Source organism: Gilvimarinus gilvus (assembly GCF_030518155.1).
Classification (GTDB): domain Bacteria; phylum Pseudomonadota; class Gammaproteobacteria; order Pseudomonadales; family Cellvibrionaceae; genus Gilvimarinus; species Gilvimarinus gilvus.
Map to the genome: position 1 here is coordinate 1 of NZ_JAULRU010000170.1, position 348 is coordinate 348.

Sequence of the window (348 nt, forward strand, 5' to 3'; positions counted from 1 at the left end):
CCACCAAATTCCTGTTAATAAGAAACTTATTCGAGTAAACATAGCTTGTTGTTCTTCTGGGGCGAATTGTATCATTGCTAAACAAATCGTCAATAAAATGACAGAACCAATATAACCAAACATATAACCTTGAGCGGAAACTTTGTCCATTTTTTCGTCTGAGACAATTTCTGGTAAATAGGCGTTGTCAAAAACTAAACTCCCCCAAAAACCTATGCTTGCGGTGATATTGAGTAATAAAGCTAACCAAACTAAATCGCTCGATGTGAAGAAAAACATTCCGATACATGAGAACGACCCTAAATAACAAAAAAAGCGAAGAAATTTTATTTTATTTCCGATTAAATC

1 protein-coding gene is annotated in these 348 nt (G+C 34.2%); it reads right to left on the reverse strand.

Annotation, left to right across the window (positions count from 1 at the left end; translation table 11 throughout):
- Positions 1-342 (reverse strand): MFS transporter (locus QWI17_RS01300; protein WP_302720682.1); only part of this gene is annotated, 342 nt, incomplete at its 3' end.
- Positions 343-348: the final 6 nt, after the last annotated feature.